Origin of the sequence: Humibacillus sp. DSM 29435, assembly GCF_001758225.1 — a bacterium.
GTDB lineage: Bacteria > Actinomycetota > Actinomycetes > Actinomycetales > Dermatophilaceae > DSM-29435.
Window position 1 is genome coordinate 60,652 of the sequence record NZ_MAST01000002.1, and the last position, 23,753, is coordinate 84,404.

General features: G+C 68.9%; 15 protein-coding genes and 1 pseudogene. 1 reads left to right on the forward strand and 15 read right to left on the reverse strand.

The features are described 5' to 3' along the window. Nucleotides 1–12: 12 nt before the first annotated feature. The 13 genes and pseudogenes from BA895_RS02565 to BA895_RS02625 all read right to left on the reverse strand — a co-directional run bounded on the left by BA895_RS02565 (nucleotide 13) and on the right by BA895_RS02625 (nucleotide 18,775). Nucleotides 13–861 carry a slipin family protein gene (locus BA895_RS02565; protein WP_070190337.1) on the reverse strand — a complete coding sequence of 283 codons (849 nt, stop codon included), beginning with the start codon at nucleotides 859–861 and terminating at the stop codon, nucleotides 13–15. 2,135 nt (nucleotides 862–2,996) lie between these two features. Continuing rightward, nucleotides 2,997–3,605, reverse strand: a complete 609-nt coding sequence (locus BA895_RS02575; RefSeq protein WP_070190339.1) for a hypothetical protein — start codon at nucleotides 3,603–3,605, stop codon at nucleotides 2,997–2,999. Beyond that, the gene (locus BA895_RS02580) at nucleotides 3,602–4,687 is read right to left on the reverse strand and encodes a TniQ family protein (protein WP_070190340.1); all 1,086 of its coding nucleotides are present in this window, start codon (nucleotides 4,685–4,687) and stop codon (nucleotides 3,602–3,604) included. Before BA895_RS02580 ends, BA895_RS02575 begins: the two co-directional genes overlap by 4 nt. Beyond that, entirely contained in the window at nucleotides 4,677–6,119 is a 1,443-nt protein-coding gene (locus BA895_RS02585) for a TniQ family protein (RefSeq protein WP_070190341.1), read from the reverse strand. The genes BA895_RS02580 and BA895_RS02585 overlap by 11 nt, the downstream gene beginning before the upstream one ends. Further along, entirely contained in the window at nucleotides 6,116–7,141 is a 1,026-nt protein-coding gene (locus tag BA895_RS02590) for a TniB family NTP-binding protein (protein WP_070190342.1), read from the reverse strand. Before BA895_RS02590 ends, BA895_RS02585 begins: the two co-directional genes overlap by 4 nt. 74 nt (nucleotides 7,142–7,215) lie before the next feature. Further along, on the reverse strand, nucleotides 7,216–9,426 hold the full coding sequence (locus tag BA895_RS02595) for a DDE-type integrase/transposase/recombinase (protein WP_175442239.1): 2,211 nt from the start codon (nucleotides 9,424–9,426) through the stop codon (nucleotides 7,216–7,218). Between the two features lie 77 nt (nucleotides 9,427–9,503). Next, nucleotides 9,504–10,250 (reverse strand): TnsA-like heteromeric transposase endonuclease subunit, encoded by a 747-nt coding sequence (locus BA895_RS02600; RefSeq protein ID WP_070190412.1) that lies wholly within the window; start codon nucleotides 10,248–10,250, stop codon nucleotides 9,504–9,506. A gap of 234 nt (nucleotides 10,251–10,484) precedes the next feature. Then, nucleotides 10,485–12,314 (reverse strand): replicative DNA helicase, encoded by a 1,830-nt coding sequence (gene dnaB, locus BA895_RS02605; protein ID WP_070190344.1) that lies wholly within the window; start codon nucleotides 12,312–12,314, stop codon nucleotides 10,485–10,487. 507 nt (nucleotides 12,315–12,821) lie between these two features. Next, entirely contained in the window at nucleotides 12,822–13,622 is an 801-nt protein-coding gene (locus BA895_RS02610; RefSeq protein ID WP_070190345.1) for a glucosamine-6-phosphate deaminase, read from the reverse strand. Between the two features lie 51 nt (nucleotides 13,623–13,673). Then, the gene (locus tag BA895_RS02615; RefSeq protein ID WP_070190413.1) at nucleotides 13,674–14,699 is read right to left on the reverse strand and encodes a LacI family DNA-binding transcriptional regulator; all 1,026 of its coding nucleotides are present in this window, start codon (nucleotides 14,697–14,699) and stop codon (nucleotides 13,674–13,676) included. A 53-nt stretch (nucleotides 14,700–14,752) separates the two neighbouring features. After that, nucleotides 14,753–16,189: pseudogene (locus tag BA895_RS24280) on the reverse strand (glycoside hydrolase family 9 protein); the annotation flags it as partial. A gap of 15 nt (nucleotides 16,190–16,204) precedes the next feature. Further along, nucleotides 16,205–17,125 carry a cellulase N-terminal Ig-like domain-containing protein gene (locus tag BA895_RS24285; protein WP_254666287.1) on the reverse strand — a complete coding sequence of 307 codons (921 nt, stop codon included), beginning with the start codon at nucleotides 17,123–17,125 and terminating at the stop codon, nucleotides 16,205–16,207. A 192-nt stretch (nucleotides 17,126–17,317) separates the two neighbouring features. Beyond that, nucleotides 17,318–18,775, reverse strand: a complete 1,458-nt coding sequence (locus tag BA895_RS02625; RefSeq protein ID WP_070190346.1) for a glycoside hydrolase family 3 protein — start codon at nucleotides 18,773–18,775, stop codon at nucleotides 17,318–17,320. A 239-nt stretch (nucleotides 18,776–19,014) separates the two neighbouring features. Here BA895_RS02625 and arsM point away from each other — a divergent pair, with 239 nt between their 5' ends. Then, the gene (gene arsM / locus BA895_RS02630) at nucleotides 19,015–19,872 is read left to right on the forward strand and encodes an arsenite methyltransferase (protein WP_070190347.1); all 858 of its coding nucleotides are present in this window, start codon (nucleotides 19,015–19,017) and stop codon (nucleotides 19,870–19,872) included. Nucleotides 19,873–19,947: 75 nt separating this feature from the next. Here the strand turns inward: arsM and BA895_RS02635 are convergent, their stop codons facing one another. After that, nucleotides 19,948–21,993: an alpha/beta hydrolase-fold protein gene (locus BA895_RS02635; protein ID WP_070190348.1), complete on the reverse strand. Its 2,046-nt coding sequence runs from the start codon at nucleotides 21,991–21,993 to the stop codon at nucleotides 19,948–19,950. A gap of 194 nt (nucleotides 21,994–22,187) precedes the next feature. Continuing rightward, the gene (locus BA895_RS02640; protein ID WP_083282908.1) at nucleotides 22,188–23,666 is read right to left on the reverse strand and encodes an MFS transporter; all 1,479 of its coding nucleotides are present in this window, start codon (nucleotides 23,664–23,666) and stop codon (nucleotides 22,188–22,190) included. Between the last annotated feature and the right edge of the window lie 87 nt (nucleotides 23,667–23,753).

Consider the following 23,753-nt stretch of genomic DNA (forward strand, 5'->3'; position numbering starts at 1 on the left):
TCGGGCCGGACCTCATACCGGAACCGCGTGGGGCTTGCTGCCGTTGGCTTCGGCGGCTGGGGTGGTGGCAGGGGATGGGACGGGGGTCGCGGCGGCTTGTTCGCGGGCGATGAAGGCGCCGAGCTCGGCGATCGTGGTCATGATCGGGGCGGGGAACACGACGGTGGTGTTCTTGTCGACGCCGATCTCCACCAGCGACTGCAGGTTGCGCAGCTGCAGCGCCAGCGGGTGCGCCATCATCGTGTCGGACGCCTCGCCGAGAGCGGCGGCGGCCAGGGATTCACCTTCGGCGTTGATGATCTTGGCGCGCTTCTCCCGCTCGGCCTCGGCCTGACGGGCCATGGCGCGCTTCATGCTCTCAGGCAGCTGGATGTCCTTCAGCTCGACCAGGGTCACCTCCACGCCCCAGTCGATCGTGTTGACGTCGAGGATCTCGCGGATGTCGAGGTTGATCCGGTCGGTCTCTGACAGGGTCTCGTCGAGGGTGTGTTGACCCACGACCTTGCGCAGCGTGGTCTGGGCGATCTGGTCGATCGCCGCGGTGACGTCCTCGATCGCGATGACCGATTTTTCCGCGTCGACGACCTTGAAGTAGGCCACCGCGGACACGTCGACGCTGACGTTGTCGCGGGTGATGATGCCCTGAGACTGGATCGGCATCGTGACGATCCGCATCGAGACCCGGTGCAGCACGTCGACGAACGGGACGATGACCCGCAGGCCGGGCTCGCGGGTGCCGATCACCTTCCCGAACCGGAACAGCACACCCTGCTCGTACTGTTTGACGATCTTGACGCCGAGCCACGCCATCCCGAGCAGGACAACCACGACGACGATCACGACGGAAACAAGAGCATTCATGGCGTTCTCCAGACGGGGGTAAGGCAAGATCGAACGGAACACGAAGGACGGGCACGCTGGCCGTAGGTAAGCCGGGCCGGGTGGGCGGGGTGGCCCTGGAAACCCAGAACCTGGGCCGGGGTAGGCCGGGCGGGCCGGCAGAACCTCAGCGTCGGCGCGGCGGCGCCTCCGGTCGCAAACGCCGTCGTCGACAGGCCGATCGGCCGATCGGCCGCCATGGCAGACGGGAGTCTGAAAATGCGGAACCCGGTGACGTTGACCGTGACCAGTGCGGGGGACTGCGACAGCCCGGACCGGGCACCGTCATCGCCGGGTCGCGTGGGGAAATGGCGCCTGCTGGTCTTGGTCATGCCGACTCCGACACGCAAACCGAGTCGCAGGGACCTGGCCGCGGTCTGACAGGTGCCGCGACGGAGGTGCCCGAGGTCGAGGAGGCATGCGGGCAGAGCGGGCTTCAGCTCAGAAGCGCTGCGGGAACCCGCGTGCACGGGAGGGGAAGGATTCATGGGCTGACCCTGAGGGTGCGATCACCCGAGTGCTCGGCGTGAGCGAATGCTCATCAAGTTCGGCAGCGGACGGCCGTCCTCATTCCAAGCTGGTTGATTGGCTCAACACCTCTGACGGTACTCCGTGACTGGCCAGACAGCGCCATGCGGGGGCGGCCCCGATGCTATGCGTCGCTGCGTGGAGATGCGCCGCGACGTCTAGGAAGGCAAGCGAGGCACCCGGCGGCGACGGATGGGCGCCGATACTTGTTCCCAAAGTTCGAGCCGTCGCTGCGGGCGCCCCACCGGACGCGTTCGTCAGCACGACGCTTGCAGGCTTCTGCCCAACGATCGGGACGTGCCTGCCGGACACGTCCAAGAGCGCCGACCCCAATGAAGCGGGCGAACCCGGCGTATTGACATCCCCTGTTGGGCGGTGACAGCCTGCCAGGTAAGCCGCAGGCTCTGGTGGTGTTGCCTGGACCTGGCAACCTTATTGGTCGACAAGACGTAAGGCGGGACGAGGTCTTTCTGATGGTGATACACCGCTCCGCCTACAGCAGGTCCTCGTACGTGCTGCTGCCCATAGCAGCACCCACCGGTGGCATCCCCAGGACGCCTGGCCCTCGCCTCGACGCCACCCTAGACACGCGCCCGACCACGTCGTAGACCCGGCCGGCCTGCTTCGGGGTGAGTCCCCTCCGGATGCCCTTCTCCCAGGATTCGAATCAGCGCCACAGGCGTCGTTCACTGCGGTCGCGCCGTTAACCAAGGCACCTCGCGTTACCTGTGCACCGCCTCGCGTCGGCTTCTCCCCGTTGCCAGGCACCGACCACCACATCACCGATCCCTACACTCGTCACAGGTGCGCAAACGCCGTTAGAATCGTAAGGCTGGGTTCCCAGCAGGTCCGAAACGGGGCTGGCCGTCCGCTGCCGGTCTCAGGAGCAACCGCTCCCTTTCGGACGGCTCGGTGATCACCGTCCGTCAGGATCACCTATGTACCCCAGGCCCGTCGCCCAACTCCTCAAATCGACCGCGCCCCCAGCCTCCCCGCGGGACCCGAGGGCTACCCCCGCTCCGGCCTCGGACTCGCTCAGCTACGACGACTGGATCCGGGACGACTGGGTGCGCTCGAGCTGTCCATCCCTTCGCTCGGGCACAGCCAACTACCCGGCCGAGGAGCCGCCCGGGACGGGCTAATGAGGGTACCGCAGCGCGGTCGGAGCGCCGTACGACGCGTCGTGGGCGCGGTCGTGATCGCGCACGGACGGGCCGGGGCGCTGCCCCGGTGGACCGGGCAGGTCCTGGTGGCGCTGGCGCCCGTGCTCACGGCTTCGGTCCAGATGCTCTGCGCCGGCGTTCGAGATCTCGCCTTCGTCGGCATGGGCTGTCACTGCCGACGCGCCCCCGCCCCAGCCGCACGGCCACTGAATGAAGCCTCGTCCATGTACACGCTTGACTTCAAGAACGTCACCAAGAGCTACGGGCACCAGGCCGTCGTCGACTTGCTCACGTTCATCGTGCAGCCCGGGCGTGTCACAGGTTTCCTGGGGCCTAACGGCGCCGGGAACCCAAGGTAATAAAGATCCTGCTCGACCTGGCCAAAGCCGATCAAGGGCGCCACGATCGGTCTTGATGCGGATGCGCTTATGGTGACGTCTCGCCGCGGACATTGCTTCGGGGCCGCGTGGTCTGGCTGACGTGGGGTTTGATGCACCAAGCGAGGGACTGACGCTGGTCAGTGGTGAGGGTGGCTGCGAACTGGCGGGCGGCAGCGGGGTACTGGTGTGCCTCGGGTGAGGACGGAGCGGCGTTGGCGTGACCTTGAGCGACATGGGTCCAGATCCATGCGACGGCGTGGTTCTGGCTGGCGGCCAGGGTGCCGGGGCGGTGGGCGCGCGCCCATTGGGTGAACCACAGTTGAGTGGTCGCGAGTCGACGGACCTGGTTCTCCAGGTGGCGGTAGTCGCGTCCGTCCAACGCCCGGGCGGCGACGGCGATCGCGGCGATGACGTGACTCGGGGTCGCGGTCTGGCTCGATGAGCAGGCCCGTGCGGTGCTGGTTCCGAGGTCAGGCGGCAGACCGAGGGCGATCGCGGAGCCGGCCCAGGTTGCGATGCCAGGGTGGGTTCTGGCGATGGCGAGGGACGCGAAGAGGCGGACCGTGTCAGGCCGTGAGGTGAACAGCCCGGTGAGGTACTCTTCGAAGATGCGGTCGGGCAGAACGTGGGGGATCTGGCGAACAGACGCGGTCATCGGCGGATGATCCTCCAGGATCCGGGAGGTGCGGCGGCGGGGGCGTGGGTGGCCATCACCAGCCGGGTCAGGGTCGGGGTCATCCGGGTGTGGTCGGCGAGCCACCCGAGGCGCCCGTCGGGGGTGACGGGCACCTTCTCGCACCAGGTCGTGAACACGGCCGCAGCGGTGTCGATGTCGGGGGTCGAGAGGAGGGTGTCGGCGGTGGTCAGGGCGCGGGATCGAACTGCGGGGTCGGCTGGCGGGTGCAGCGCCCACCGGTGGGGCCGGGTGTCACCGTCGGCGGCGAGGTGGGCGGTCCAGGCCGGCAGATCGTGAGGAGTGGTGGTTGCGCTGGCGACGTGGAGCAGCAGGACGGTCAGGGCCTGCAGGGTGGCGGCATACTCCAGCGGCCGGGCTGGCTCGCCGAAGACGGTCACGGGCAATCCCGAGCCGGCGAGGACTTGGCGTTGGTGCCGGGCTAGGCATTCGGGGTCCGCCGGCGGCGCCTTCAGTGTGGTGAGTGCGAGCTGGCACTGGGCTCGGGGACCTTCGCCGAGGGGGTTGCCGCACCGGGTGGTGGCGCCGACGGCGCGCAGGTGGGAGTGGCGTTGGTCGCGGAACGGCCGGTGGCAGCCGGGGCAGGCGGCGAGCAGGTAGGTGCCGTGGCGATCGCAGACGGTGCTGGTGGGCAGGCGCCAGGCGATGGCCCAGGTGCCGGTCTCGGCGAGGCAGGCGGGGCAGATCTGAGTGCCGTGCCCGGGGAGCCACCCGCGGGCGGCGACAGTTCGGAAGCTGGACTGGCGTTGGGGGTCCAGCCCGGTCAGATCGAGCGCGTTCCCGTCGTAACGGGCCAGCGTCGCCTCCTGCAGGTGCTCGACGGTCTCGCCAGTGATGGCTGCGAGGGTCCGCAGGGTGGCGGGGGACGGGGCGAGCATGAGGAACCGGGTGGTGTCGGCGCGGGCGCGGACCTGGGTGAGCAGGTGGGCGGTGGTGAGGTAGTTGACGTCGGCGACCCGTTCGAGGTAACCATCGAGGGCCTCCCCTGGTCTCAGGTCGATCGTGGTGGGCAGACACGGGCTGTTCGCAATGTCAGCCCACATCGCGGCGAGCCTTACCTTCGGCCGGTACGGAGGTGGCCTGGTCGATCAGGTCACCGGTCAAGGTCAGGTGCTGTTGCCACCACGTTCGCAGGACCAGCTTGTTTTCGGGGTCGAGGGTCTGGTCGAAGTCGAGGATCCGGCTCGGAGCAAGCAGTACATGAGGCCCGCCGGCCAGTCGTCCCCCGGTGGCGTCCAACCAGATCCATGCCGCGGCGAGGCGACGCACGTCCGGGTCATCCCTGGCGGGTGGGTGTAGTTGGCTGGTCAAGGCGGTCGCAACGTGATCGAGGGTTCGCAGCTCGGCACGAGCAGCGGCGCGGTCGATCAGGCCCTGGTCGTGCAGGATCCGGGCGTGCGCTGCGACCCGGGCCACCCCCCGCGCTGTCGCCAAGGTGGTGCGTGCCAGGCGCCTGACCCGGGATGAAACGTGCGCGCCGTGGAACTGTTCGGCCTGGCCCACGGTGAGGGTCTCATGGTGGGCGCGGGCGGCGAGGACCGTCAGGGCCAGCGCGTCGGCGGTGCGGGCGGTGCGCATGCACTCCGGGAGCACGATCCCGTCGACGGGGTGGCGCAGGATGCTGGGGACGTGGCGGGCCTCGATCCCCAGTCGGGGCAGCAGCGACAGCGTGACGTTCACGGCTTGTGCCCGGCTGGCCCAGGCGGGCAGGTCGGTGGTGTTGGCCCAGATGTCGGCCATGGAAGCGCAGTGGTCGAGGAACGTCAGGGTGGCGGCGGGGTCGCCCGAGACGTCCCAGGTGAGCGCGAGCAGGGTGGCGCTGACCCATGGCGGACGGGCATAAATGTCTTGAGAGGCAGTGGCGGCGGCTTCCCATGAAACGACTCGTTCGCGCCACGTCAGGCTCTCCCCGTCGAGCAGTGAGGGCCAGTTCGTCCACAGGGCGGGCTCGAGTTCGGCCATCAGCGACTCGAGGCGCCCAAGACGGGCGCGGGCCAGTTTCGACCTGCGGGCCGCGGCCAGGGTCATCATGACCTGATCCTGGACCCCGGCCACCGCGATCGGCGGGGGCGCTGGGGCTGGTTCACTGTGGTCGACCAGCAGGATTCGGCAGGCCGGGCAGAGGACGACGAGGTTCAGGCGCGCGGCGACGCTGTCGAGCCCGCACTGTGGGCAGCGCGCGGGTTGGCCGGCGTAGCGTCGTCCGGTGCGGGCCCGCTCGATCACCACGCGGGGGAACGCGGCCCGCAGCGTCCCGGCGCGGGCCCGCTCGACGGGCAGCCCGGCCGCAAGACTGAGCCGGGTCAGCAGCTGCGGTGGCGGCGCCTCCCAGATTCGGGCGTCGCGCCGGTGCCCGGTGAGATCCTGCAGGGTCATGAAGTTGGCTTCCGCCAGCCTGGCCGCGTACCCGGCGAGGTCCTCGTCGGGGTTGATGTCAAGGGTGACCGGCAGCTGCCCCTTCAGGCCCGGGCTCATCCGGCACCGTCCTTCAGGGGTGGCCTGACGGTCACGGCGGGGTGTAGCGCCCTGGGCGCCTGCCGGGTGCGTGCAGTCTTGTTGGTGACCTCGTCCGCGGTGAGCTTGGCCGTCGGGACGGCGCGGACGTGGTCCTCGGTCACGGTCCAGGTTCCGTCCTCGATCGCCGCGACGGTTGCTCGGCGCAGCAGGTTGACCATGGCCTGCATCCGTCCGCCGGTGCGGGCGAGGATGAGCCCGGGTAGGTCGTTGTGTAACATCCCCGGGCCTGCCAACGGCAGGTGCGGGATGAGGAGGTCACCGGACTCTTTGAGAAAGCGCTGCCAGGCCCGTACGGCGTCCTGGGTATCGGCGTGATAGGGATTCATGGTGAGCTCGTAGGCGCGGCCGGTGACCTGAGGGTCGTCCATCACGGGGTGGGTGTGCAGGTTGGCGCCGGCGAAGATGACGGTGATGCCGTACTCACCCAGGGCGGTGACGACAGCCTTGAGGTGATCCAATGCCTGCCGGCCCAGTTTCTCGGTCAGGATCAGCTGGTGCAGGTCGTCGATGATCAGCAGCCGGACCCCGTGCTGCAGGAGCAGATCGAGGGCGCTGACCTTCTTGGCCACGGCCTTGTCGTAGTCGAGGGCTTCGACGATGAGCTCGTTGAACTTCCCAACGGTGGTCGCGGCCTCCAGTGACAGAAACAGCACCGGAGCATGGGTGGGGTGGACGCTCTGGTCGTGTCCGGCGATCCGTCGGGTCGTGGTGCGCCGGGCCATTTCGGCCGGGTCGCCGTCTAGTCCGATGTGGGTGCGATGCACGGCCATGGCGACCTGGTAGAGCAGCGTCGACTTGCCTGCCACGTTCGGCCCGCCGATGATCGCGACCTCGCGTGTCCCGGTCAGCGTCTCTGCGTTGTCTTCGATCAGCCTCCCGAGGAAGTCACGGATGTTGCGGTCGCGTTCGGAGTCGAAGTAGTGGCCGTTGAGCCAGCGCCGCACGTCCCGGGCGTACCGCGCGCGCGCCGGTAGCGACATGGCCCTCGCTTCGGGGGAGGTGACCGGGTCCGGCGGGGGCGGGGTGTACGCCTGACGATGAAGCAGGGCAGCCTTCACAGCTCCTCCCGGGACTCCAGCGACGGCCACGCTATCTGGGTGGGGTCAAAAGACAGACCGGCGTCACCCGCCCGAGGCTCTGACTGTGACCCCTCTGGTGGCCCCTTCGTGGCTGCGTGGGCCTGCCGGTGGCGCCTGGCTCCCGCGGTGGCGGTTTCGTCGTGGTCGAACTGGGAGCGCGAGCTGCGCAGATAGGCGGCAGTCAGCTTGTTCGGCTTCCAGTCGACCAGGTCCGGGTCTGCTCGCAGACGATCGATATCGGCGATGTCGTTGACTGCGGCGAGGATCTCGTCCTGGATGGCGTCCTTGTTGATGGTCTTGTTGGTGCCTCCTCGGCGCTGGAACGCTGTGGTGGCTGCCTTCAGAACGACATCGGTCATCGGTGCGGTCAGCTGGAAGGCTCGGCGCCAGGGCACCTCGATGATGGCGCCGGTGTCGGGGTGTCTGAACCAGAGTCGGGACAGGTCGCGGCGGTCGTAGAGGAAGGGTGCTGCGCGGTCTTGGCTTCGGAAGAAGCCCTTGGGCACGTGTCTGAACTCATCGAGTTCGGCGCAGTCGAACGTGAGGTCCTTGTACTCGACCCCGTCGTGGCGGATGGTGAGCCACCGGACCGGGAGCAGGTCGTAGAGCAGGTCGGGACGTTGCATGACGTGGATCCGTCCGACCGCGGGTAGGAGCGCGTCGAAAACCTCCAGCGGAGTCAGACCAACAGCTGGTGAACGATCCTCAATGACACGATCGGTGACGCTGAGGCCGCCGTGTCGGGTGCGGTGGTAGTCGGTGGCGATGAACTCGCGAAGCCGAAGTTCAAGCTCGCGGGGTGTCAGTCCGGGGCCATCTCCCTTGAAGGTCGCGCGGCCTTTCTTGTCGTAGACGATCGCGCCGGCATCGCTTCCGCGCTGGGCAACGTTGCGCCCTTTGTGCCCAGCCAGTTGTTGCAGGCATCGTTGAAGGGTCTCGTGCCAGCGTTCGACGAACGAGTTGTCGGTGGGCTTCTTCCCGCGAGAGAGCAACAGGTGGATGCCCAGGCTCTGGCACACGTCTCGGAAGTAGCGGCTGGTGAAGATGCTCCCCTTGTCTGCCCGGATCGCATCTGGCAGCACACCAGGGATCGCGTGCTCACCGACGAGCGGTCGCCCGGAGAGCCGCTCAGCCTCAGCCACGGCTTCCTCGATCGAACCGATGGCCTCGGGGACTCCCGCCCAGCGCCAGTCATGAACTCGCCCTGGTTCGAAGACCTGGCTGAAGGGGCGCAGTACGTCGTAGAGGATCAAACCTGCCTCGAGTGAGTTCGCGCTTCGCGGGACAACCCGCAAGGCCAGGACCACGCGCGTGCAGACGTCCAGTGCCGTAATGATCTCGACCGAGATCACCTTGCCGGACCAAGGATCGACGCAGAACGCGTCGGCGCGTGTGACGTCGATCGCGACGACCTGTCCAGGTCGCAGCGCGGGGTAAGCCGACAGTGCCAAGACACCGCGAAGCTTCTTGGTGGTGTGCGACCTCGTGGTGGCGCCGACGGCCTGCTTGAGCTGGCTAAGAAAGGCCCGCAGGGTGGCTGTGGGGACCTCGGTCGCCTCGAGACCTTCAGCCTTCAATGCCAAGATGGTGCGGCGGTACAGCTCGTCGACGGACCGCACGGACCATGTCCCATCCATCCGGCCGGCGACCTCTTCGGCCACGCGCGCTACCTCCGGGTCCAGGTTCGCGTACTTGGTGTGACGGCGCAGGCGCCGCTTGTCCACCATGGCCAGCAGGCCGCCGTTGATGGGCCGGTCGTAGGCCGCCAACCAGTTCATCAGTTGACGCGCGGACACTGCCCCCACCCGGGTACGCGCCGAGTGGTGTCCCTCCTCCTTGTCGCGTTGCCGGCGACGGTCCTGGGCGTTCTCGTGAGCCAGGATCTTGGCCATCAGGTCGCACTTCTGGGTATCTGAGAGGTGGTTGGCCGGGTCGAAGGCGGTGTACGGCTCGCCGGGCCGGGCCAGCGCAGCGTGGCCACGGGCGTACCCGGTCCTGAGCGTCAGCGCGACCTCTTGCTTGTCCAGTGATTCCTGCACGGCTGCGTCGCTCAGCCCGGCAAGGACAGAGACCAGGGACTCAGCCACCGCCTCGACACGGCCGGCGATGATGGCGCGAGCCGGTTGCACTTCGGTCCAGGAGACGTCCCTGGTCCGTCCAGCAATGTCGCGAGTCGTATAACCCATGGGTGTCACGCCTACGACCGTGCGCGGCCCATCCGGGAACAAGATGAGAGCCCCCTCGTAGAGTTCCACGCGGGCGCTCATGAGCCCGCCCCCTGATGCGCCCAAGCGATTGGGGTCGGGCGTCCCCACGGCACGGCCAAGTTGATCGACAACTGGCCACTCCACACCAGGTGCCACATGGCAGAGACCAAAAAGCCGCGACCATCGTCGGCCGCCATCACCTCACCGATCGTGAGGGGCCCGTCAGCCAATCGATCGTGCAGGACGTTCCTGGCGGGATCGAGCCATTCTGGCGGGCGCCGGGCGCCGGCGATCCACCGCAGGTTTAGGGACTCCACCTCGCTGAGGCCGCCGAACTGCTCGTACTTCCACCCCACGCCCTGGCACGCTGCTTGTGTCCTGACTGACTTCACGAGGTAGGTTTCATCCCGCCGCGACGGGGGCCGAGCATCCCAGATCGTCACCTCGCCGTCGCGGTCCATGCTCAACAAGTCGGGGAAGTGCGATAGGCCGTCTTCCCACTCCAGCAGAGCCGGCTGACCAAGCAACCAGACCACCTCAGGCTTACGGTCGAGCCAGGTGGCGAGCTCATGCTCCAGCCCGGACTCGAGGAACAGCCAGCCGCCCGTTGTCATGCACGCCGCCTGAACGGGGATGTTCTTCGACAACCTCCCCGACTTCGTGCGCCGCATCGGCTCCAGATGCCGCACCGGCGGGTCACCCTCTGACCATGCCCACGCCGGGTAACGGTCCCCGGCGTAGCTAAAGGTCCACGTCGCCGCACCCACTTGGGAACCGACAGCCGTCAGCCCTACACTGACCATGACGAAACTCCTGTCTCCTCGCATCGGATCAGGTCTTTTCTTCATGAGGGCGTCCCGTTGCACCGGGGCGCCCTCAACGTATGTTGAGCCGAAAACGAGCCTAAACCCCCTCCCGTAAGGAGAGCGAGGAAGTATCAGGCACGTTTGCGTTCTTGACCAGCAGACACGCCGAACAAGCGTGTATGAAACATAGGTGGCGGTTTCGGAAAAGTAGGAGCCATCTCGACACCAACCTCAGAAGTTGGTGGCCATGTTCTGGAAGCGACTGAAGTGGCCCTGGAAGGCGACCACGATCGTGTCGGTCGGGCCGTTTCGGTGCTTGGCCACGATCAGGTCGGCCTCGCCCTCACGCGGGGAGTCCTTCTCGTAGGCAGCCTCACGGTGCAGCAGGATCACCATGTCGGCGTCCTGCTCGATGGAGCCCGACTCGCGAAGGTCGCTCATGGCCGGCTTCTTGTCGGTGCGCTGCTCGGCACCACGGTTCAGCTGCGAGATCGCGATGACCGGCACCTCGAGCTCTTTGGCCAGCAGCTTCAGGGCACGCGAGAACTCCGAGACCTCCTGTTGGCGGGACTCGACGCGTTTGCCCGAGCTCATCAGCTGCAGGTAGTCGATGACCACGAGCTTGAGGTTGTCGCGCTGCTTCAGGCGCCGGCACTTGGCCCGGATCTCCATCAGCGACATGTTCGGCGAGTCGTCAATGAAGAGAGGTGCGTCAGACACCTTGCCCATCGTCGAGGCGAGGCGCATCCAGTCTTCCTCGCGCATCGTGCCCTTGCGCATGTGCTGCAGCTGGATGCCGGCCTCAGCCGAGAGCAGTCGCATGGTGATCTCGGTGCGGCTCATCTCGAGCGAGAACACGACGCTGGCCATCTTGTGCTTGATCGCCGCCGACCGGGCGATGTCGAGCCCGATGGTGGAGTTGTGCGTCGGAATCATCGACTCACCGGCCAGGTACAGATGGTCGTCGGCCGCGACCTCGATACAGCGCACCGCGACGCTCGACACGGGCTCTACCCGCTCGACCTTCCACTGCACCGCCGACCCCAGCCCAGCGGATGAGACCGCCGCGCGCTCGGCCGTGACCAGTCGACCCAGCCGAACGGCATCCGCCGCCTGACCGGTCGTGACCACACGCGCAGGGGCCCCGTCGATGGCGAGCGACCACTGGTGCTGCTCGTCGGCCACGATCACCGAACCGTCGGAGAACGTCACCTCGTAGCAGGGCCGGCCCGTCATCACGTCGGTGGCGGCGACGACGCGCGTCGGACGTCCGTCAGCCCCGAACACGAGGTCACCCACCGCGACCTGGCCCATGGTCGTCCAGCCGTCAGGGGTGGGCAGCGGTGTGTCGAGGGCCAGCGCCTTTCCCATGGCCGGTCGGGCGGCGATGACGATCATCTGGCCGGGGTGCAGGCCGTTGGTCAGGGCGTCGAGGTCGGTGAAGCCGGTCGGCACCCCGGTCATCTCGCCGGAGCGGCCCGATGCCACCTCGATCTCATCGACGGTGGCCTCGATGATGTCGCCGAGCCGGTGGTAGTCGTCGCCACCGCGCTTGTCGGCCACGGAGTAGACCTCGGCCTGGGCGGCGTTGACGATGTCTTCGACGTCGCCGCCACCCTGGGCGTAGCCGAGCTGCACGATGCGCGTACCCGCCTCGACGAGGCGGCGCAGCACTGCCCGCTCGGCGACGATCTCGGCGTAGTAGCCGGCGTTGGCTGCGGTCGGCACCGAGGCGATCAGCTGGTGCAGGTAGGCCTGCCCGCCGATGCGGGTCAGGTCGCCGCGCTTGGTCAGCTCGTCGCTGACCGTGATCGCGTCGGCCGGCTCGCCGCGACCGTAGAGGTCGAGCACCGCGTCGTAGATCAGCTCGTGCGCCGGGCGGTAGAAGTCGGTGCCCTTGAGCTGCTCGACGCAGTCGGCGATGGCGTCTTTGCTCAGCAGCATGCCGCCGAGCACCGACTGCTCGGCGCCGACGTCTTGCGGCGGCAGACGGTCGTCGGGCGGCCCGCCCTCACGGGTCGACGACGAGAACGCGCTCGTGCTCAGCTCATCGAGCGACACGCGCTACCCCTTCCGACGGTGGACCACTGATCCAGAAAAACGCCTGCTCGAACACCAGTTCCACCACTTCACCACGCCCCACCGACAGCCGACCCGCCACCGGGGCCAAGGCCGGTGGGGCAGCCCGACGACCTGCGATCGAAACGACCTCGGCAGTCAAGCAGCCACCGGTCCGGCGTCTCGGGTGGGGGCGGGCCCCAACCTAGGTACGCCGTGGCTCGATCACAACACGAGACGCCCTTTGTGACGGATGGGCTGTGGACAACCGGTGGACAGAGGAGGCCGACACGCCGTGCACAGCTGTGGACAAGGTGTGTGTACAACTGTGCGCCACCACAATCACGCGGAGAGTTTCGTGCTTGGCGACCTGCGAAAACACCAATCCGCGTCTTGTGGAGAAAAAGGAGTTGACCCCTGTGCACCGTCCACAGGGGGCAATCGTCCAGATGCTGGCGAAGAGGCGGCAACGCCCGAGAAGAGCGGTATGTACGTCCCGCCCGCGCCCGGTCAGAGCCCGGCAGCCGAGTCGTCGTAGTAGTGCCGGTTGCGCAGGCCGACCGCGGCCGCCTCGTCGAGCACGGCGACGGCATCCGGGTGCCACTGGAGCACCGAGCCGGGACAGGATGCCGTCAGCGGGCCTTCCAGCGCCGCGGCCACCGCGTCGGCCTTGGAGGGCCCTGTCGCCACCAGCACGAGCCGCCGGGCGTCCAGCACGGTGCCGAGACCCTGGGTGACGCAGTGGGTCGGCACATCGTCGATCGAGTCGAAGAACCGGGCGTTGTCGCTTCGGGTGCGGGCGGTCAGCCGCTTGACGCGGGTGCGCGAGGCGAGCGACGACCCGGGCTCGTTGAAGCCGAGGTGGCCGTTGACGCCGATGCCGAGAATCTGCACGTCGACCCCGCCGACCGCTGCGATCGCCCGTTCGTAGTCGGAAGCCGCGGCGATGAGCGACTCCTCGTCGGTCGCCGACCCGTCGGGCACGTGCAACCGCTCGGGAGCCAGGCCCAGCGGCCCGCAGACCTCCCGCAGCAGCACCTCCCGGTACGACTGCGGATGCCGGGCCGGCAGCCCGACGTACTCGTCGAGGGCGAACCCGTGCGCCGAGCTGAAGTCGATGAGGCCGGCCGTCTGGGCCAGCGCCAGCTCTCGGTAGAGGCCGAGCGGCGACGACCCGGTCGCGAGGCCGACCACGATGCCGTGGCTCACCGCTCCGTTGGCTCGGTGCGCACCACCGGTCAGTCCCTCGATCACCTCGGTCGCGGCTCTCTTTGCCACAGCGCCGACGTCGGGTTCCACGAAGACCTGCATCGGCCCAACCTAGCCGTGCCGACGAGCCTTCGAGGCCACATCGTCACGGCGTCAGGTGCTGGCCCGCTCGACGAGGCGCACCGGCAGCAGCTGAGCAGCATCCGACCCACTCGTCGTCACGCCCGCGATGCCGAGCACCTCGAGCAGCCTTCGCCCCGCACGCTCCCCGAGCTCGGCGATCGGCTGGTGGATGGTGCTCAGGCGCGGGCTGCTGGCCCAGCTGAGGGGTGAGTCGTCAAACCCGACCACCCGCACCCGCCCCGGAACGGACACCCCGAGGTCAGCCAACGCGGCCAGCACCCCCGTCGCAGCGGCGTCAGAGGCCGCGAAGATGCCGTCGGTGTCGGGCCAGCTGCTCATGATCACCAGGGCGCCCGCCCGGCCCGACTCCCAGCTGAAGTCGCCCTCGACCTCGCGAGGAGCAACGTTCTCGGCCGCCGCAGCGAGCGCGACCCGGTAGCCCTGCCGACGGACCCAGCCGGCGTGCGTCTCCAGGGCCCCCGTGACGTGTGCCGGCGACCGGCATCCGCGATCGAGCAGGTGCTCGGCGGCGAGCCTTCCCCCGGTGAGGTTGTCGACGTCGACCCAGGGCAGTCCGTCGTCGTGCAGGGCTCGGCCGATGCGCACCACCGGCACGTCGCGCCCTGCGAGCGCGGTGCCGAGGTCGTGCGGCCCGTGCGACGACACCACCACGACCCCGTCGGTGTGGCCGTCGCGCAGGTAGTCGAGAGCGTCGGTGGGGTCGTCGTCGGCCTCGAGCGGCAGCAGCACGAGCCGGTGGTCGTGCTGGCGCAGTACCCGCCCGAGGCCGCGCACGGTGGCTGCGAGGAAGGGGTCTGCGAACATGCGGTCGATGGGCTCCCAGAGCGCCAGGGTGACCATCCCGGTGCGCCGCGTCACCAGCGAACGGGCGGCGGCGTTGGGCCGGTACCCGAGGTCACGGGCGGCGGCGAGCACCGTCGTGCGGGTGCTCTCGCGCACTCCGGTCGAGCCCGACAAGGCCCGGGATGCCGTTCCACGGCCCACCCCGGCCCGGGCCGCCACGTCTTCGAGGGTGGGGCGAGGCGCAGGCGGCACGCTTGCAGTATCGCAGAGCGTGCCGCCCACCTCGTCGCCCGACAGACCTCGCGTCAGTACCGCTTCGGCAGGCTCGTGACGAAGCCCGACACCCACGACAGCGGTGCGTTCCAGTTGATGGTGATCTCGTTCGTCGACCACGAACCGATCTCGTCGAGGTAGCAGAACTGGTCGATACAGCCGGTGAGCTTGTTCGCAGCCACCGGGTCACCGGTCGCGGTCGCGGTCGAGTTCGGCCCTCCTGCAACGGTTCCCGTCGGCGGATGCGGCAGGGTCGGGTCGAGCGAGGCCGCGTACCAGCGACTGTGCTGGTTCTGCGAGTACACCGTTCCCCACCCGGTCACGTACGAATGGTTGAGCGCGTTGCGGCCGAAGACGTAGTCGAGGCTGCTCAGCACGCCGTCGGCGTACCGCTTCTGGCCGGTGAGGTCGTAGGCCGTACCGACCACCTGCAGGTTGTTGAGGATCGCCGAGTTCGAGCCCCAGACCCAGATGCCGTCCTTCGGGTGGTACGCCTGCCCGAAGGCCTCCCGCTTCGCGTCACGCAGGTAGGCGTCGGCCGCCTTCACGACCGAACGGCGAACCTTCCAGGCGTCGGGCAGCCGGCTGGGCACCGTGGCCAGGTCGAGCCGAGCGAGCCCCGCCACCTGCTGCCAGTCGAAGGCGCCGTCACCGAAGACCACACCGGTGTGGTGCGGTGAGGCGAGCACAGCCCCGCGGAAGGCCTTCTCGCCGGTGGTGAGGTAGAGCTCGGCTGCGGCCCAGTAGAACTCGTCGCTGACGTCATCGTCCTCATAGGGGCCGCTGCCCGGGTTGAGGTCGATGGTGGCGTCGGCGGCCGGCGCGTAGAGGGCCGGAGTCTTCTTCGCCGCGGCGTAGGAGGTGCGTGACGACCTCAGCAGCTGCTTCGAGAACGCCCGGTCGACGTGGGCGAAGAGCCGGGCACCCTGCGCTGCAGCGGCCGCGAGGTTGAGGGTGGCAGCCGTCGAGGGGCGGTAGAGCACCCGCGGCTGCGGGTCGTTGGCGGGCAGCATGGGCAGACCGGTCCAGTCGACGTCGGCGACCTTGTGGTTGGCCATACCCGCGTAGGGCTGGCCAGCCGGAACCTGCATGCGCATCATCCACGCCAGCTCCCAGCGCACCTCGTCGAGCAGGTCGGGCGCGCCGTTGCCGGCCTCGGGGATGGCGAGCGAACCGTCACGGTAGGCAGCGGGTTTCGCGTGACCGGTCTTCGTGCGTTCGTACTCCATCATCAGCTGCGCCACCGAGACTCCGGCGTTGACGACGTACTTGCCCTGGTCGCCGGCGTCGTACCAGCCGCCGCTCACGTCACGGGTGCCGTCACAGGTGAACGGCTGGTCATAGAGGCCTTGCGACGGGTCGTCCAGAGCCTGGCAGGGCACGGCAATGTCGCCCTGGTTGGGCGCCACGCCGACGTGGCCAGCCGTGCGGCCGTATCCCGGCGCGAGCTCGTCGTCGATCGCGATGCCGCTGCGGTTGGTGTATTAGAAGGTCTTGCTCTGGGTGCGCAGCTTCTCGTACAGGTTGCTGCCGATCGCGAACGGGTAGCTCGTCTGGTCGCCGACGGTGAGGGTGTACCCGGCGCCCGCCCGGCGGAAGGAGTCGAAGCTGATCGTCTGGGCCTTCACCCCGGCGCTGCTCACCATCCCCTCGGGGTGGGTCAGGCCGCGGCGCACCACCACTCCCCGGGCGTCGCGCAGCAGCCACTGCTGAGGACCCTTGGCGTCGGTGACGACGGTGGCCTCTTTCGGCCCGCCCGTCAGGTAGCCCACCTGGTTGACGCGCACGGCGGGCCCCGTGTCGGGCACGTAGGTCGCCGGGGCGGCGCCACCGGTTAGTGACACATTGTCGAGGCACAGCCGGTAGGCGGCGGCGTTGGTGATGTCCTGCTGGAAGGCGACGGTCGCGTTGGGGTAGTCGCGGTCGGCCGTGAAGGTGGAGTCGAAGGCCTGCGCATCGGGCGTCAGCGGGTGCTTCTGCGACGGCAGGAACTCCGCGTAGTTGATGTCGGGGCCGCCCTGGATGAGAACGCGCACCTCGGCCGTGGTGGCCGGCACGGTGAGCGCCTCGTAGTGAAAGGCGTAGATCTCCCCCGCCACCATCGGCACCTCCTGCAGCAGGCCCGCCTGGTAAGGCGCCGTACCCGCCGGCACGTCGACACACCCTCGGCCGTCGACCACCGAGGCCGACGGGAAGGCGTTCCAGCCGAGGAGATCGGTGTCGAACGTGCCGTTCGTGATCTGCTCGGGGCCGGGGTCGGCCCCCGCGATGGTGGCCGGCGCCAGCATCGCCGTCGTGACGGTCAGGCCGAAGCAGGTGGCCAGCGCCGTCAGCTTCGTCGGCGCGAGACGGTGACGTCGGTGGATCGGGTGGGCAGGGCGGGTGGCTCGGGTCGAACGATCCACGGTCGGACTCCTTTGTCGCGATCGGATCCCCACCTCCTGGGCTGAGGTGGGAGCGCTCCCACGAGTGTCCGAGATGCCCGCTGTGCTGTCAATGGTGAGAACAGCCCGGTCTGCGGGCCACTGGCGGCCCCGAGGTGCGACGGGCCGACAGCCCACGGCCGACCCCGGCCGAAGGTCGAAAGGTCGAGCGGCTCAGTGGCCGGGCCGCCCGACGACCCCCAAGAGGTCGGCCAGCGCTCGGCCCACCGCGGGCGAGCCACCGAAGGTGACGACGTCAGGAGCCGCAGGCCCACCCGGGCGGGGCCACCCGCACTCGACGACGATGACGAAGTGGCCCTGCGAGCGCAGGCTTTCGGTCAGAGCCCAGGCCGGATGCCGTGCACTCAGCCCGCGACCCACGACCGCCACCTTGTCGCCCGCTCCGACCTCGTCCACCTCGATGGCACGACCCACTGCGGCCGGACCCCACCGCACATCCCCGACGGCCAGGTTGGTGGCCGAAGCCAGCTGCACGACGACGGCGCGCTCGGGAGCCGAGCACCAGTCGGCCACCGCCGGGCCGACCTCGAAGGCTCGGGCGATCGCGGTGTCAGACACCGGCAGCGTCGGGGCCGGCTCGCCTGCATACGACGTGGCTGCCCGAACCGGCCCGGGCGGGAAGGTGGCTACGAGCCGGTCGACTCGGCTCACCGCCTGCTCCAGCCTCGCCCGGTCGAGTCGACCGACCCCGACGGCGGTCACCACCGCGTCGACGACCTCGAGAAACTCCTCCTCGCTCGTCTCCGACCCGACGCACAGCAGATCGCACCCGGCGACAAGGGCTCGCACGGCGGCCTCAGGGATCCCCGTCTCGGCGCTGGCCCCAGCCATGTCGAGGGCGTCAGTGACGACCACCCCGTCGTAGCCGAGCTCGTCACGCAAGACGCCGTGAAGCAGCAGCGGCGAGAACGTCGCCGGCTGCTCCGGGTCGATAGCCGCGACCACGATGTGCGAGGTCATAATGCACGCGGCACCCGCCGCGACCGCGGCTCGGAACGGTGCGAGCTCGCGCTCGGCCAGCACTTCTCGAGGCACGTCGATGCGCGGCAGCGCGAGGTGCGAGTCGATGGCCGTGTCGCCATGACCCGGGAAGTGCTTCGCGCAGGCCGCCACCCCGACCGACTGCAAGCCATCGACGAAGGCGGTCGAGTGTCGAGCGACCAGCATCGGGTCGCGCCCGAAGCTGCGCACGCCGATGACCGGGTTGTCGTCGGCCGAGTTGACGTCGACGACCGGGGCCAGGTCGAGCGTGATGCCGTGGGCCATCAGCTCGCGGCCGATGGCCTGCGCCGAGGCCCGCGTCAGTTCGAGGTCGTCGAGCCGGCCGAGCACGGCGTTGCCCGGGTGCGGCGAGCCGGTCGCGAGGTGCACCCGGGTCACGTCGCCGCCCTCCTCGTCGACGGCGAGCACGAGGTCGGGAGCGGCAGCATGCAGGTCGTGACACAGAGTCGAGAACTGTTCATCGTCAACGACGTTCGCGCCGTAGAGACACACCGCAGCCAGCCCAGCGGCATACGCGTGCTCGATCCAGGCCGGAACGGTGGTACCGGGGAACCCCGGCATCAGCGTGCGGACAACCAGGCGACGCAGCGCCTCCTCATCTGTGGTCACCAGCCGACCCTAGACGCGGCGGATCCCGTTCGGCAGCGACCGACCCGCAACACACCGAGCAATCCGCAACTCACCGACCAACTGCCCGGTGAGTTCGCGATTGCTCGGTGTGTTGGCCGGTGATCGGCAACGCGAGGGCCCAGGTGGTTGTTTCTTCTCGCACCGACCACGTATTGACAGACATCTATGCCTGAGTCATTCTCGAACATATTGAATATCATCGATGCAAGGAGTGGGACATGAGCGCCGACCGTCAGGTGCAGGACGAGGTCCGTGAGCGCTACGCCGCTGCCGCCCGAGCCGTCACGAGCCGGGCGGCCAACCCGCTCGAGCTCGTCGACGCCGCCGCTCCCGCCGGATGCTGCAGCCCGACGTCAGTGACCACGGACTCACCGACCTCACCGACGTCGCTGACCGAGCAGAACTCGTCGTGCTGCGGTGGCAACAACACCCAGGTCGGCGAGACCTTCGGGGCGACGCTCTACGGCGAGCGGGAGCAGAACGAGCTTCCCGAGGAGGCGCTCTTGGCCAGCCTGGGCTGCGGCAACCCGACTGCAGTAGCCGATCTGCGCGAGGGTGAGACCGTGCTCGACCTCGGCTCGGGTGGCGGCATCGACGTGCTCCTGTCGGCGCGCCGGGTCGGCCCTACCGGCCGCGCCTACGGCGTCGACATGACCGACGAGATGCTGGCGCTGGCCGAGTCCAACCGTGCTGTCGCCGGCGTCAGCAATGTGGAGTTCCTCAAGGGCACGATCGAGGCCGTGCCCCTGCCCGACGCCACCGTCGACGTCGTGATCTCCAACTGTGTCATCAACCTCTCGACCGACAAGCCGGCCGTGCTCGCCGAGATGTTCCGGGTGCTGAGGCCGGGCGGGCGAATCGGTGTCTCGGACGTCGTCGCCGAAGACCACCTGACCCCGGCCGACCGGGCCGAGCGCGGCACCTACGTCGGGTGCATCGCCGGTGCGCTGTCGCGCGACGAGTACCTCACCGGTCTCGAGCGAGCCGGCTTCACCGGGGCCAGCGTCGAGTTCACCCACGAGGCCGCTCCCGGGATGCACTCCGCGACCGTGCGCGCGACCAAGCCCACCGGCTGACCAGCCCCCGTCACAGATCGGGGCGGCACGCGATGAGCTCCATCACGTGCCGCCCCGATCTGCCAGCCCCGAACGTCAACGCCGAACGGCTACCGTGGTGCGTCGGCTCGTGGCGTTGCCGGCGGCATCCGTCGCCCGGTAGACGAAGGTGTAGCTCGCCCCGGGCACCGCTCGCACGAGGAACTTCCGGTCGGTGCGACGCACGACGTCTGACTGTTTCGCGCCGGTGACTCGCACGTCGACGAGCTTGACCTTGACCGCTCCCGACTCGTCGGTTGCCTTCACCGTGATGCTGACCGGACGCAGTCGCCGGTTCGCCAACCAGATCACGGGGCGGTCGGCCGAGACCGTGAGCTTCGGGGCGACGTAGTCCTCACGCAAGCCAGCCGCGCGGAAGTGCTCGGAGTGCAACCCGAACGAACGGTCGACGTGCGGCAGCCAGCACTCGTCGTTGTGTCGCCCCGTGGGGTAGACCTCCGACGTGTGCTCGACCCCCTTCTGGGTCAGGATCGCATCGAGCTGCCGAACCCCGTTGTCGAAGCCGTAGTCGTCGTCTTCGCAGGCGTCGAAGTAGAAGTCGAAGCGGCTCAGCTGCTCGGTCGTCATCGCCCCGGCCTGGGTGATCGGGGTCGGCCCCGAGGGGGTGTACCCGAGTGAACCGATGTGCGAGGCCAGCGACGAGAACATCTCGGGGTTTGACAACCCGATCGAGAAGGCACCGAACCCGCCCATCGAGACGCCTGACAACGCGCGGAAGTCGCGCTGGGCCAGGGTGCGGTACTCCCTGTCGACGAGCGGCACCATCTCGGTCAGGAACATGCTGCGCCACGGCACCCCACCGGGCTGGTCGAGATACCAGAGCGACTCGCCATCGGGCATGATCACGATCGACTCGGCGAGGCCGCGAGCGGTCAGGTCGTCGAGCACGGCATCCATCTTGCGCGGTTCCCACTCTCGGCTGCCGCCGTTGATGCCGTGCAGCAGGTACACGACGGGGTAGCGGCGGTTGGGCTCGGTGAAATAGCTCGGCGGCAGGTAGGTGACGAACTCGCGGCGCGCCCCCTCGAGGGCGGAGTCGACGTGGTCGCGGAAGAAGCGCGAGTGGTCGCCCGTCTCTTTCGACGTCTTGGCGGACACCCGGAGGAACTCCTGGGTCTTCGGCTCGAAGTCGAAGGGCTGGCCGTTGCGGGTGCCGGTGATCGTGCGGTTGGTGTCGACCACGAGGGTGCCGTCGCCTCCCACGACGACCTCGACCTCGCTGTCGGTGAGGGTCAGTGTGCCCGACTCGGCCAGCCACGAACGGATCTCCCGAGCCCGCCGCTCCTTGGCGCGGCCGTCGTGGAAGTAGGACGCGTCGAGAGTGGCGACGTAGGCATTGGCGTTGCCGGCGGCCAGCGCCTTCTTCTGGCGGGCCAGCACCGAGAGCGCACGGCGCGTCTGCTTCGCGTTGGCGAGGTCGCCGGTGATGCCGTAGACCGTCTGGCGCACGGCATCCTTGGAGAAGATGCCGACCGGCCCGGCGTACCAGCCTCCGCCGCCGTTCATGTCGTAGACGCGCACAGCCAGCACGTTCTCGCCGCCGAAGACGGGTGCGTCGGCCGGCACCGGGTAGAGGCGCTTCTCAAACCACTGGCTGCTCGGATTCGGCGGCATGACGCCCGAGCCGCCGATGCGCTTGCCGTTGAGGTAGGCCTCGTCAACGTCGTCGATGAAACCGAGGGAGGCGACGAGGTTGGCGCCCTGGGCGCCCGCCGGAAGGTCGAACTTCGATCGGTACCAGCCGAACCCGTCGTAGTTCGCGAAGGCAGCACCGTCGTTGGGCACGCTCGACGGTGTCCAGCCCGAGTCGTCGAAGCCGGGGTCGGCGTAGGCGGGGTCGTCGCCGAGCTGAAACTTCCAGCGGTCGCCCTCGAGGTCGACCGACACCGTGCCGGCACCTGAGGGGGTCGCGGTCGTCACGGGCGGGACCGCGCGGGGGGCGGCCGCCACGAGGCGTGCGCTGTCGGGACGGGCGCCGACTGCGGCGGCGAAGGGCGCGGTGGTCACCACCGAAGCGGTCATGACGACCGCTGCGACCAGGGCGACCCGGCGCCAGAGGCGTCGGCTGGGGGTCTCGTGCATGAGCTTCTCCTACGTCGTTGTGGAGCGCGGCGTGCGGCGGTTCAGGGGGCTTTGTGAGGGTTCACACCCTAGGGCTCACCCGCCACCGATCGGGCCGCGAGCCGGCGGAAGTTCGGCAGTCACCGACCCGCCAGACCCGCAACACTCCGAGCAGTCGTCAAACACCAGTGACTGCAACCGCTGGTGCCTGACGACTACTCGGTGTGTTGCGCAGAGAGGGCCGGCTTGCCTGCCTCGGGTCTCAGACCGATGGCAGTGACCACCGCCCCGGCGGCCACGAGGCCGGCGCTGATCCACATCGCCCCCCGGTAGCCGGACGCCATCGCCACGGGGTCGGAGTAGGCCGCTCCCGACAGACCGACGAGCGGCGGCAGGGCGGCCACGGCCAGCAGCCCAGCCGTTCGCGAGACGGCGTTGTTGACCCCACTCGCCGTGCCTGACAGCTCGTCGGGGGCAGCAGCCAGCACCGTTCCGGTCAGCGGAGCGACGAGCATCGCCAGGCCGAGGCCGACCAAGGTGATGCCCGGCAGGATATGCGCGGCGTACGACGGGTCACTCGGCGCGAACCCGAGCCACCCGAACCCGACGGCGGCCGCCAGGGTTCCGGCGATCATGTACCGGCGCGGGCCGTGAGCCGTGGCCAGCGCACCGAACCGGCTCGCCAGCGCCAGCATGATCAGGCTGAGGGGCAAGGTCGATGCTCCGGCGGCGAGCGCCGACCAACCGGCCGACACCTGCAGGAAGAGCACCAGGAAGAGCAGTGCCGCGGCGAGCCCTGCGTAGACGAGGAGCGTCACGATGTTGATGGCGGTGAACACCCGGTCGGCGAAGAGCCGTGGCGGCACCATGGGGTGACCTGAGCGGCGCTCGGTGACGACGAAGCCGACCAGCGCGAACACCCCCACCGCCCCGATCGCCCACGGCACCAGACCGGGGCGGTCAGGCCCGATGGTGAGCGCGTAGGTCAGGGCGCCGAGACCGACGACGGCGAGCAGCACCCCGGTGACATCGAACCGGCGGCTCGCGGTGGCGTTACGCGACTCGGGCACGACCCTCAGGGTGAGCACGACCACCACCGCGGTCAGCGGCACGTTGAGCCAGAAGGCCCAGCGCCAGTCGAAGTCGACCAGCCACCCGCCGACCACCGGACCAGAAGCCGTGGCGACACCGAGCAGGCCGGTCCAGGCGCCGATGGCCGCCATCCGGTCGACTCGACGGAACGAGGCCTGCAGGATCGCGAGGCTGCCGGGCACGAGCATGGCCGCCGCGACCCCCTGCACCGCCCTGGCGGCGATCAGCACCTCGATCGTGGGGGCGATGCCGCAGGCGATGGAGGCGACCCCGAAACCACCGACGCCGATGACGTAGACCCGGGCCCGGCCGAAGCGGTCACCGAGTGAACCGCCGAGCAGGATCAGCCCAGCCAGCGTCAGGGCGTAGGCGTTGATGACCCACTGCAGCCCAGCGAGATCGGCCCCGAGGTCGGCCCCGATGCGCGGCAGCGCCACGTTGACGATGCTGCCGTCGAGCATGGCCACCCCGCTGCCGAGGATCGTCGTGGTGAGCACGAGCCGCGCCCGGGAGGAGCCCATTGCCAACAGCTCGTCGGGGGCGCACTGCCCGACATTCTCAGGCCGGCACTCGCCCCACGGGCCTTCCGCAGTGGTGGTCATGACCCCATGCTCCACCCACGAACGCTGCGGGCACCACCGTCAAGCGACTGCGTCGCGGCTCGCACCTCGATGTCTGACCCCCGGCAT

What these genes read in the sequence shown, in the direction of transcription:
- BA895_RS02565 (WP_070190337.1), bottom strand. Translation starts at nt 861, where the DNA reads ATGAATGCTCTTGTTTCCGTCGTGATCGTCGTCGTGGTTGTCCTGCTC.
- BA895_RS02575 (WP_070190339.1), bottom strand. Translation starts at nt 3,605, where the DNA reads ATGACCGCGTCTGTTCGCCAGATCCCCCACGTTCTGCCCGACCGCATC.
- BA895_RS02580 (WP_070190340.1), bottom strand. Translation starts at nt 4,687, where the DNA reads ATGTGGGCTGACATTGCGAACAGCCCGTGTCTGCCCACCACGATCGAC.
- BA895_RS02585 (WP_070190341.1), bottom strand. Translation starts at nt 6,119, where the DNA reads ATGAGCCCGGGCCTGAAGGGGCAGCTGCCGGTCACCCTTGACATCAAC.
- BA895_RS02590 (WP_070190342.1), bottom strand. Translation starts at nt 7,141, where the DNA reads ATGTCGCTACCGGCGCGCGCGCGGTACGCCCGGGACGTGCGGCGCTGG.
- BA895_RS02595 (WP_175442239.1), bottom strand. Translation starts at nt 9,426, where the DNA reads ATGGGTTATACGACTCGCGACATTGCTGGACGGACCAGGGACGTCTCC.
- BA895_RS02600 (WP_070190412.1), bottom strand. Translation starts at nt 10,250, where the DNA reads ATGGTCAGTGTAGGGCTGACGGCTGTCGGTTCCCAAGTGGGTGCGGCG.
- BA895_RS02610 (WP_070190345.1), bottom strand. Translation starts at nt 13,622, where the DNA reads ATGCAGGTCTTCGTGGAACCCGACGTCGGCGCTGTGGCAAAGAGAGCC.
- arsM (WP_070190347.1), top strand. Translation starts at nt 19,015, where the DNA reads ATGAGCGCCGACCGTCAGGTGCAGGACGAGGTCCGTGAGCGCTACGCC.
- BA895_RS02635 (WP_070190348.1), bottom strand. Translation starts at nt 21,993, where the DNA reads ATGCACGAGACCCCCAGCCGACGCCTCTGGCGCCGGGTCGCCCTGGTC.
- BA895_RS02640 (WP_083282908.1), bottom strand. Translation starts at nt 23,666, where the DNA reads ATGACCACCACTGCGGAAGGCCCGTGGGGCGAGTGCCGGCCTGAGAAT.